Consider the following 1,556-nt stretch of genomic DNA (forward strand, 5'->3'; position numbering starts at 1 on the left):
CCTTTAATATGAGTTGAACATTGTCAAGAGGCAAAACCGGCCCGGCCGTCCGCGGAGCTACCGCGTACGGCCGGGCCTACCTATCTTCACCCGGCGACCGCGCCGCTTGAGGGCGTGTCTGCTCGACGCACGTTCGGCATTCTAATATCCGCGCGTGGCCTTCTCGGCTGCGCATTTCGTTGCTACGGCTGGGGGCCTCGTGGCGAAATCGGAGTCTTTCAGCGGGCATGGCGGTCCCCCGCCGCCCAAAAAGGGGACTCGAGTGGCCTCCCAACGGCCTCGAGCGCGGCGCGCGCCGGGGTCGGACCCTGCGTCCGGGGAGGGCGGCGCGCTACGCCGTCGCCATCCGCGCTATCGCCCACACCCAGCACGCCATCTCGCGCGCCGTGGCGCAGTTGGCCACGCACGGCCTCTTGCCGGCGGCGGCCATGGCCTCCCTGCGCTCGATCAGCCTGCGGTTGCACTTCGTCGTGTGGCGCCGCACCGCGGGGGCGACCTCCTGTCCGGGCGCGAGGGGCTTCGGGTCGCGCGAGGACATCGGGACGTGCCAGGCGGACTCGACGAGCGCCGAGCGCACGTGGGCGTTGCCCGCGCGGGTTATCCCGCCCCTCGACGCCGACTCGCCGCTCGAGTGCTCCGAGGGCGCGAGCCCGCACCACGAGGCGAACGACGGCGCGTTCGGGAACCGGGCGGGGTCGCCCATCTCGCAGGCGAGCAGGAACGCGGTGGCGACGTCGATGCCCTTCACGCACCTGAGCGCGTCCACGACCGGCTTCCATTCCGGCCGCCCGGCAGATTCGGCGACCTTCCTCGCTAGCGCGTCCCGGGCCTCCTCGCAGCGCCGCACGCAGTCACGGTAGTGCTCGTAGGCCGCGTCGTCGTCGGGCTCGCCGAACTCGATCGAGTCGGCCCACCGCCAGTACGCGCGGGTCCAGTTGCCCCTCCGCCTGCCGGTCGGCGTCAGCTCGTCGAAGACGTGGCCGTGCCTCAGCAGGAACTTCGACATCCTCTGCTTGGCGCGCTGCAGGTCGTCGCGGGCGTCCGCTAGCGCGCGCGACAGGTCGCGGGCGGCCTCGGTGCGCTCGTCGGGTACCCGCACCTCGACGACGTTGCGGCAGGCGAGCAGCCTGGCGAGGAACTCCGCGTCGCGGCGGTCGGTCTTGCGGCCGCGGTCGGCGGCCGGGCGCTGCATCTTGGAGACGGCCCCGACGGCGCAGTCAAGGCCGAGGGCGCGCAGCGCGCGGCAGAGGTGGAAGCCGGTCACGCCGGACTCGTAGACCGCCTTCGGCGACTCGAACCCGAGGGCCCATTCGGCGACCGACGCGGGGTCGTAGCCGAAGGAGGCGCGGGAGACCTCGCCGGTCATGGGGTTCAGGGCGCAGGCCTTGATGCTGCGGGCGTGGACGTCGAGACCGATGGCTGTGACATAATTGGACATGGAGCCCCTCCTCCGTCGCATGTGGCGCGCGGCCACGGTTGGCGCTACGACCATTGTCGCCCGACCCACGATAGAGCTACAAGGGGAGGGGCCCCAATGTTCAACTCATATCGTCTTT

General features: G+C 71.0%; 1 protein-coding gene. It reads right to left on the reverse strand.

The window, feature by feature from the left end:
• Positions 1 to 331: 331 nt before the first annotated feature.
• A complete protein-coding gene (locus I2E26_RS02440) occupies positions 332 to 1,438 on the reverse strand; it encodes an IS110 family transposase (RefSeq protein ID WP_195419483.1) in 1,107 nt (368 codons plus the stop codon).
• Positions 1,439 to 1,556 lie beyond the last annotated feature (118 nt).

Source organism: Collinsella sp. D33t1_170424_A12 (genome assembly GCF_015554865.1).
Classification (GTDB): Bacteria; Actinomycetota; Coriobacteriia; order Coriobacteriales; family Coriobacteriaceae; genus Collinsella.